Origin of the sequence: Nevskia ramosa DSM 11499 (assembly GCF_000420645.1) — a bacterium.
GTDB classification, from domain to species: Bacteria; Pseudomonadota; Gammaproteobacteria; order Nevskiales; family Nevskiaceae; genus Nevskia; species Nevskia ramosa.
The window spans coordinates 289,045-297,133 of sequence record NZ_ATVI01000009.1 but is presented as its reverse complement, the minus strand read 5'-3'; the positions used below and the strand labels follow the sequence as shown (position 1 = coordinate 297,133).

General features: G+C 64.4%; 7 protein-coding genes. 1 reads left to right on the top strand and 6 read right to left on the bottom strand.

All coding sequences use genetic code 11. The annotated features are described in order from the left end of the window. Positions 1 to 249 (bottom strand): transposase (locus G513_RS0116575; RefSeq protein WP_169560474.1); only part of this gene is annotated, 249 nt, incomplete at its 3' end. 241 nt (positions 250 to 490) lie between these two features. On the opposite strand from G513_RS0116575, the gene G513_RS0116570 reads away from it, so the two are divergent. Then, positions 491 to 1,186, top strand: coding sequence for a flavin reductase family protein (locus G513_RS0116570; protein ID WP_022977983.1), 696 nt, complete (start codon positions 491 to 493; stop codon positions 1,184 to 1,186). Positions 1,187 to 1,242: 56 nt separating this feature from the next. Here the strand turns inward: G513_RS0116570 and G513_RS0116565 are convergent, their stop codons facing one another. From G513_RS0116565 to G513_RS0116545, 5 genes are all read right to left on the bottom strand, one after another. Further along, positions 1,243 to 2,373 carry an efflux RND transporter periplasmic adaptor subunit gene (locus G513_RS0116565; RefSeq protein ID WP_022977982.1) on the bottom strand — a complete coding sequence of 377 codons (1,131 nt, stop codon included), beginning with the start codon at positions 2,371 to 2,373 and terminating at the stop codon, positions 1,243 to 1,245. Beyond that, positions 2,370 to 3,263, bottom strand: a complete 894-nt coding sequence (locus G513_RS0116560) for an efflux RND transporter periplasmic adaptor subunit (RefSeq protein ID WP_022977981.1) — start codon at positions 3,261 to 3,263, stop codon at positions 2,370 to 2,372. Before G513_RS0116560 ends, G513_RS0116565 begins: the two co-directional genes overlap by 4 nt. A 7-nt stretch (positions 3,264 to 3,270) precedes the next feature. Next, complete coding sequence (locus tag G513_RS0116555) at positions 3,271 to 3,978, bottom strand: ankyrin repeat domain-containing protein (RefSeq protein ID WP_022977980.1); 708 nt, start codon at positions 3,976 to 3,978, stop codon at positions 3,271 to 3,273. Positions 3,979 to 4,058: 80 nt separating this feature from the next. Beyond that, positions 4,059 to 4,985 carry a peptidylprolyl isomerase gene (locus tag G513_RS23635; protein WP_022977979.1) on the bottom strand — a complete coding sequence of 309 codons (927 nt, stop codon included), beginning with the start codon at positions 4,983 to 4,985 and terminating at the stop codon, positions 4,059 to 4,061. A 146-nt stretch (positions 4,986 to 5,131) separates the two neighbouring features. After that, positions 5,132 to 7,939, bottom strand: coding sequence for a hypothetical protein (locus G513_RS0116545; protein WP_156891754.1), 2,808 nt, complete (start codon positions 7,937 to 7,939; stop codon positions 5,132 to 5,134). Between the last annotated feature and the right edge of the window lie 150 nt (positions 7,940 to 8,089).

Here is an 8,089-nt window from a genome sequence, read left to right as displayed (position 1 = left end):
CAGACGCCGGCTCGACTGGATGCGGTTCATGTATCCGTAGATGTAGATCCGCAGCAGCGTCGACGGGTGGTAACCGGGTCTGCCAGTCTCCTCGGCGTGTACGCCCTCGAAGCCGAGAGCGGCGAGATCGAGCTCTTCAACGAATGCATCGATAGCGCGAACCGGGTTGTCCTCGCCAATGTAGTCATCGAGTCGCTCAGGAAACAGCACACTCTGAGACCGATCCTCACCTTCGATGAATCGCTTCATCGGCAACTCCATCACGACAATGACGGAATAACAATCAGCAAACTTCACACCACGTTTTCACACAGTCTCGGCTGAAACCGGCCCCACACCAGAGCACCCAAGTTTGATCATGCTTGAGGCCTTTCAAAGGAGGTTGCCCCCGGGCGCGCACCCTCGACGAATACCGCAGCAAGATTCGGAGTGAGTTGCCGCGTTCGCGATCGCAGACTGGTGAAACCTTCACCACAGCGGATGCCTTTCCATGAATGCAACACACCTCAAGACCATCAGCGTCGAGCCGGCGATTCTTTACTGGGGCACGCCCGTCGTGTTGATCAGCACGACGAACGAGGACGGCACCTCGAATCTCGCGCCGATGTCCTCGGCGTTCTGGCTCGGGTGGCGCTGCATGCTCGGGCTCGACGCGAGTTCGAAGAACACCGAGAACCTGATTCGAACCGGCGAGTGCGTGCTCAATCTGCCGTCTCCGGCGCAGGTTGGAAACGTCGATCGACTGGCTCGCCTGACCGGATCCAATCCCGTGCCGGCCGCCAAGCAGATGCGCAACTACACCCACGAGAAGAGCAAATGGGAAATCTCCGGGCTCACGCCGGTTCCCAGCGAAACGGTTCAGCCGCCGCGCGCGCTGGAATGCCCGGTGCAGATGGAAGCGGTGCTGTCAGCCACCAACGGGTTCATGGCCGACGATCCGATGTGGAAGGTCGGGATCAAGGTGTTCGAGGTCCGCATCCAGCGCGTGCACGTGCACCCGGAACTGCTGATGGCGGGAACGACCGACCGCATCGATCCCGACAAGTGGAGCCCGTTGATCATGAAGTTCCAGAAGTTCTACGGCTGCACGACCGAGCAGCTTCATTCGTCCCGCCTTGGCGAGATTCCCGAGGGAACCTATCTGAGCCCTGACGTCGAGCGGGCGCGGGCGGCCTCCAAGGCCTAGGGGACCCTTGCACCGTCACCCCGGCGAATCACCGCGCAGAACGCGGTGATTCGCCCTCAGCGGTACTGACTGAGCAGCGCCGCCCCTTCGGTGACGATGCGGTCACCGTCGACCAGCGCCAGTGTTGCTGCTGGTACACCGTCGCCATTGCATGATGCAAGCTTGCGCGCTTCGTAGCGTTCGGCTTCGCGATGCACCCAGACGATGCCGCCGCCCTCATCGCTGCGCACGCAGGCACCCGGCGGCACTGCCACGGTTCCCGGCAGCGGCTTCAGGCTGACGCGCAGGCTGGCGATCTGGCCTGAGGCGAGCTGGCTTGCGCTCGCTGGCGCATCGAAACGCAGGCGCCAGCCGCTGCCATCGGCGAGCGGTTCTTCGCCGCGCAGGCGCAGCGTCTGGCCATTTGCCAGATGAGCCGCAGCGATACGCCCGGCCAGACCAGCCTGCTGATGAACGACGACGAACTGCACGGCATTCGGATCGGCCAGTCGCAGCAACGGCTGACCGGCTTCGACGATCGCGCCGGGTGAGATCGGCACGGACAGCACCCGGCCGCTGACGGCGGCACGCAGCGGCAGGCGATCGGACAGGCTTTGCGCCAGCAGATCGCGATTGGCGCGCATCGCATCGCGATCGGCGAGGTACTTCTCGATCCAGATATTGCCGCCTGCCGAACCGCCCGCAGCGACCGTCGCATCGCTCTGCATCTGCTGGCGCTCGACATTGACGTCGATGATCACCAGCTGCTGTTCGAGTGTGGCGATCTTGGCGCGGCGATCGGCGATCTCCTGCTGCGTCAGTTGCGGGCGCAGCCAGGCGAGCACGTCACCGGTCTTGACCGCCTGCCCCGGCTGTAGCCAGCCGCCATCCGGAGCTTCGAGCCGGCCACGCTCGGGCGCCACCACATCGAGTGCGAACTCGGGTTGCGGTCGCGCTTCTGCCACCAGCGTCTGCACGCTGGCAAGGCTCGTCGACGACCAGCGCTCGGTACGCAGCTTCAGCAGGCGCTGCATCGGCTTGGAAATCTGAAGGCTGCCGTCGGCGAGACGCTGCGGTCGATCGACGGGCGCAGTCGGCACCGTGCCTGCGGCATCGGCCGGATCGCGATGCACTTCGCCGTCATGGGCCAGCGCCACGGTGCTGAGCAGCAGAACGCCGGAGATCGCGGCAATGCGCCGGAGGTTCAATGCACGGCTCCAACAGCGCTGTTCGCAAGCGTCTGCACGAACAGCAGACGCAGGCGTTGATTGACCTGCAGCAGCGGGTCATGCGCCAGCGGCGCATAGCGCACCACCTGCGCCCGCTGTGCGCTGTCGTAGCCGCTGCTCAGGCGACGCAGCGGCAGTTGCCGGCCATCGTCGAGCAGCGCCACAGCCTGTTCGGGTGCAACGAGATCGGTGTCGACGTAGCGGGCTTCGATCGCCAGACCGTCATCGGCCTGGACCACGAACAGGGTTTCGCCCGGCGCGTACTGACGGCCGCTCGCCGCTTCCACTCTGAGCAGGCGGCCGCCACGCGGCGCGGCGATGTCGATGCTGGTGGACAGGCTCTGCTCCAGCTGCGACTGACGCGCCTGAGCAGCGTGATAGTCGGTGATGATCTGCAAGGTCTGGGTCGGCAGCGCGACATCGAAGTTATGCACTTCGATGCCATAGCGATCGATCTGCAGAGCGCCGATGCCGGTATCGCGATGGGCATCCGCCAGTTGCCGTTCCAGATCACGGCGTACCGGCTGGGCTACGGTGGGCTGCAGCCGCGCGATCACTTCACCGGCTTTCAGCAAGCGGCCGGCGAGCGGAAAGCCACCCGCGGGCGCCATCACGGCACCAGCCTGAGGTGCCGCCACGACCAGGGTGCGCCGCGGATCGGCGATCACCCGCGCCGGCAAGCCAGGCACCGCAGCGGAGGCCGCCGGCACAGGCAGCGGATGGCTGGCCTCCGGCCCAGGCGCGCTTACCGCGTGCGGCTCCTCGTGCTCATGGCCTTCATGTGCCAGCAACGCGGCCGGCGCAGCCGCGGTCAGCGCCAACAACAAGCTCGGCAGCACAGCCACGACACGATCCCGAAGCGGCTGCATCGGAAACTCAGGAACCGCCGGTCGTCTTCGATGCCGGCACGTCAGCCTTGCTCACCGGCGCGGCCTCGCCCTTACCTTCCGGATCAAGCAGCTTGGCAACACTTTCGATGCCCTTGACCTTGGTGATGCGCAGCGGCGTCCAGCCCGCCTTCGAGGCGATCGAGCGATCGGCGCCGTGTTCGAGCAGGAACTTCACCTGCGCTTCGTGGCCGGTGGCGGCGGCGAAGTACAGCGAGGTAATGCCACGGTCGTTCTGGGCGTTGACGTTGGCGCCGGCATCGAGCAGGGCCTTCATCACCGTGGTGTCGGCGGAGAAGAAGGTCGCGAAGTGCAGCGGCGACCAGCCCGCCTTGTCGACGATGTCCACCGAGGCGCCACGCTTCAGCACCGCTTCGACGGCAGGCAGCGAATCCTGGCTGACGGCGGCGATCAGCGGCGTCTGGTCAAGCGTGTCGCGGCCGTTGACGTCGGCGCCGGCGTCGAGCATCCGCTTCAGGCCATCGAGATCGCCGATGCGCGCGAAGTGCACGGTCAGGCCGATGCGGTCCTCGGCGGACAGCTTGGCGATTTCAAGCGTATCGAGCGTCGGCGGCGTGGTGGCCGGATCAACTGCGGCGACAGCGGCAGCCTCGGGCTTCGCCGCCTGCTGGGCGCAGGCCGACAGCAGCAGCGAGGCGGCCAGCGCGAATGGGAATGCGGTCTTGTTGAGAATCATCGGTGGTCTTCCTCGAAATTTCTTATGTCTTTCTGGCTTATGGTCTTTCTGGCGTTGTATCTGCAACGCCCGGGGCGCTATCAGGGCGCGCTCTTGCCCTTGCTGCCGGCCGGCGTGGTCGCTGCGAGCCCAGGGCCGGCGATCTTTGCTTTCGCCGTCAGGGCAGCGGTCACCGCTTCGAGCTTGGCCTGCACGGCGCGCTGGCGCAGTGCGCTCTTGATCGGATCGTCAAGCGTGTCGAACTTGCCGGGATTGGCGACCGGACGCGGACCATCCTCGACCTTGATCACATGCCAGCCGAAACGGCTGCGTACCGCATCCTTGCTGATGGCGCCCTTCTTCAGCGCGACAACGGCATTGGCGAAGTTGCTGTCGACGAAGATGTCCGGCCGGAACCAGCCGAGATCACCGCCGTTGTTCTGGCCGCCTGGATCGAGCGTTTCGACCTTGGCGACGGCAACGAAATCCTCGCCCTTGTTCAGGCGGGCAATGATCGCGTCGGCCTGCGACAGATCGCTGACCAGGATGTGGCGCACCTTGTACTCGACGATCTTGCCGCTGGCGACGTTGGCGTCGTAGGCGACCTTCAGCGATTCATCGGTGACCGGGTTCTTCGCGAAGTAATCCTCGAGGTAGGCACGCGACAGGATCGAGCGTTCCTGGAACGCGATCTGGTCGGCGACGATGCCCTGCTTGTCGAGGCCTTCCTTGAGGGCGGCCTGGGCAAGCACTTCCTGGGTGATCAGTTCGAGACGGGCAGCAGCCTGGGCTTCCGGCCCTGGCGCCTTCTTGTCTTCGGTGAAATTGGAACCCATCAGGGTGATGTGATTCCGGGTAATGGGACGGCCGTTGACGGTGACATCGACGGCGAGACCGCCATCGGGCGACGAGGCAGAGTTCTGGGCAGATTTCTGGTCGGCGGACACCGGCACAACAGCAGCGGTAACAGCAAAGAAGCTGGCGGCGACGAACGCACGCTTGAATCGGGAACTTGGCAACTGCGACATCGTTGTGGTGCTCCAGTAACGGTCAATAAAAGAAGCCCTCCCCCGCACGCGGGGGAGGGTTGGGTGGGGGCGGTTGACCTATGCGCTGCGGCCAACCGCCCCCTTCCCTGCCTTCCCCCGTAAAGCACGGGGGAAGGAGACATCACTTACTTCGAGCCATCGAGATCGAGCGGCGCGGCCGGGTAGTAGCCCGGGCCGAACAGCGCAGCACCGTCACGCTCGAACACCGCGGCATGCGGCTTCGCCGTACCCTTCTTGCCGCGGGCGCCTGGCCAGTACCAGTCGTCACGGGCAGCGGAGTCGAAGTCGATGCACGGCGTGCCGAGCAGCTCATCGGTGAAGCTGGTGTCGAGCACGGTGGCGCCGGTGCGGCGGTCGTACTTGCCCACGCAAATGGTGCGATCGCCATCCGAACCGGTGCCCGGACCCGGGACATGGTTCAGTTCGACGAAGTACTGGATGAAGGCGTAACGCTGCACGCCCTGTGCCGGTGCGCCGCCAACCACGGCATCACGCGGCACGCCCAGACCCGAACCATTGTCCTTCGGGGTCAGATCCATGTAGCCGCCTTCATTGCTCGGCGTCTTCTGATAGCCGACACGGTCGATGACCGTGAAATGCGGACCACCATGCGTGTGCATGTTCTGCAGGCTGTTGAGGTTGCCGCTGCCAGGGGTGCCACCCGTACCGGACGGTTCGCCGCCGGTCTTGGTGCCATCCAGCAGAATGCCGCCCAGATTCACTGCCAGCACTTCCTGGATCAGCTGCGCTTCGCGGACATAGCCGACGCCGCGCTGGGTGCTGTTCGACGACAAGGTCGTCGGGCTGCCCAGGCCAGTCGGGCCATTCTCGAACTGGCCAACGGCGCCGCGAATACGCGGGCAGTCATCGGCTTCGTTGTTGTGCTTGAGAATGTTGAACTTGCCGGAGATGCCACCCGACAGATCAGCACGCGTTGCGACAGCACCGAGCGAGCTCTTCGACAGACGAGCGCGGTCAGGCGGCGGGAAGTCGCACTTGATCGCCGTGGCCGGCGTGTTGGCACGGCCCTTCGCGAGCAGCGGACGGATGTCCACGGTCAGCACGCGACGGCTGTGTTCACGCGGATAGTCACGATCGAATTCCGCCGCACCGGCCGGATCGATCGACGCCGGGCTTTCGATACCGGCAATCGGCTGGATCAGGAAGCGATCGTCGTCCGAAAGGTTGAAGTACGAAACACCCGGGCACGGACCAACGTCATAGACCGCACGCCAGTAAGGACCCTTGCCGCCGAACACGTTGGTCTGCTTGCCGGAAAGACGGATGTCCGGGCTGTAGTACAGAACACCGCCGCACATGGCGCCGGAGAACGCACCGTCATGCGGCACGTATTCCGGGCTGGTCGGCGAGCAGTCTTCGATATCGACCGCCGAGTTCGCGTTGGCTACCAGGCCAGCCGGCGTGATCGCACGGTCATAGCTCGGATCACCGTTGTCGACCCAACCCTTCTGGTTCTTGCAGTGATGCGACTGGTGCGGCAGACCGAACGGCATCAGGCCTTCGTTCTCTTCGTGGAACAGCACGAACTCTTCACGCGGACCATCCGGCACGGCCGAAACCGAGCGGACATACGGGTTCGAGTCGTACACGTTCGCTTCCTTCAGCGAATCGCGGGTGTTGCCACGCTTGTAGCGGCCGCTGGTCTCGAAGACACGCACCGAGCTGCCGAAGGTCGAACCGCAGACGCCGAGCGGACCCGCCGCGCGATCGCCATTGGAACCACCACCCTGGTTGCAGATGCCGATCAGCGCACCGTTGATGGCCGAGGCACCGATCGACGCCGCCACGGCGTAGTCGGACGACACGAGGTACTTACCGTCATAGGTCAGCGCCATGCCGTGCGGCAGCGCTTCGATGCCGACATCGTCATTGCCGAGATAGAACACGCCCTGGTTGTAGCGGCGCTGCGGACGAAGATCCGGGTAGCTCGTGTAGTTGGTCGGGTTGCGCGGCTGGTTGGCACGCACGGCGGCACCGTATTCGGTGATGCCGGTGTGGCCGAGCAGATTGGTGTCGTCGGTGATCAGACCGGGAATGTTGCCGATCAGACCGCCGACCTGTACCGATTCCAGCAGCGGCAGCACGGCAGGGGCTGTGGCCAGGCAGGTTCCGAGCAGGGTGGGCGCCACGCGATCCGGTTCGATTTCGGTGACCGAGCCGCCTGGCCCGTACACGTAGTTCGACATGTAGGTGTAGAGGATCTTGTGGTTGCCCGTCGTCGACGGCATGACCACGAAATCATCGGTCAGCGACGAACGACGCACCTGCGTGCCGCAGACCGCGAGGTCGGCCTTGCCGATCGAGCGGACCGAGGTCACGTCGAAGCGGAACACGTTCTTCGAGATGACGCCGCCAGCAAACTGGTACTTGCGACCCTTGGTGAGACCGTCGCCACCGCCCGAGATGTAGGACGTGTAGCTGAGCATGTGATGCGGATCGTTGTGCGAATCCGACGAGGCGCCGCCCAGCGGGCCGCCCGGCAGGATGTTCGACAGGATCACCTTCGGCAGCTCGGCGGTCCAGATCACGTTGCCGTAGGTCGTCGAGTTCGGCTCGGCATCGAGCACGGCCATGAAGTCCTGGCTGGTCTGCGGGTTGCAAACCGGGGTCGAGCAGCCGTCACCGGTCCAGACCAGCAACACCGAACCGTTCGGAATGACCTTGTTCGTGTACTTGTTGATCGCGGCCGGTGCACCGGCGGCTGGCGTGTTGTCGCGCGGGCTGAGCAGTTTCTTCAGCGGGCCGTCGTCCTGGGTGGTGCCAGTCGCGGTGCCGCCTCCGCCCAGCAGATTGGTCAGCGGTCCAGCTTCAACCGGGGACGGCGCAACACCGGCAAACGCGACGACTGTCGTCATCGCGATCGCGGTAGCCACGCTGCCCAGCTTGCGCCGGTGTGGTATCGCTTGTTTCACGTGAACATCTCCCATATCAATGTGATCTCTCAAAAGCATCTTTCTCGAAGTTTCCCAAACCTGCGCGGACCTTCATTTCTGTATTTTTGCGACAGAAATACCGCCATGATTCAAGCCTCTGTATCGTAAACGGCGTAAACCTTCCGATCG

Bases quoted from the DNA above. Each gene is read 5' to 3' on its own strand.
- G513_RS23635 (WP_022977979.1), bottom strand. From the start codon at position 4,985: ATGTCGCAGTTGCCAAGTTCCCGATTCAAGCGTGCGTTCGTCGCCGCC.
- G513_RS0116555 (WP_022977980.1), bottom strand. From the start codon at position 3,978: ATGATTCTCAACAAGACCGCATTCCCATTCGCGCTGGCCGCCTCGCTG.
- G513_RS0116560 (WP_022977981.1), bottom strand. From the start codon at position 3,263: ATGCAGCCGCTTCGGGATCGTGTCGTGGCTGTGCTGCCGAGCTTGTTG.
- G513_RS0116570 (WP_022977983.1), top strand. From the start codon at position 491: ATGAATGCAACACACCTCAAGACCATCAGCGTCGAGCCGGCGATTCTT.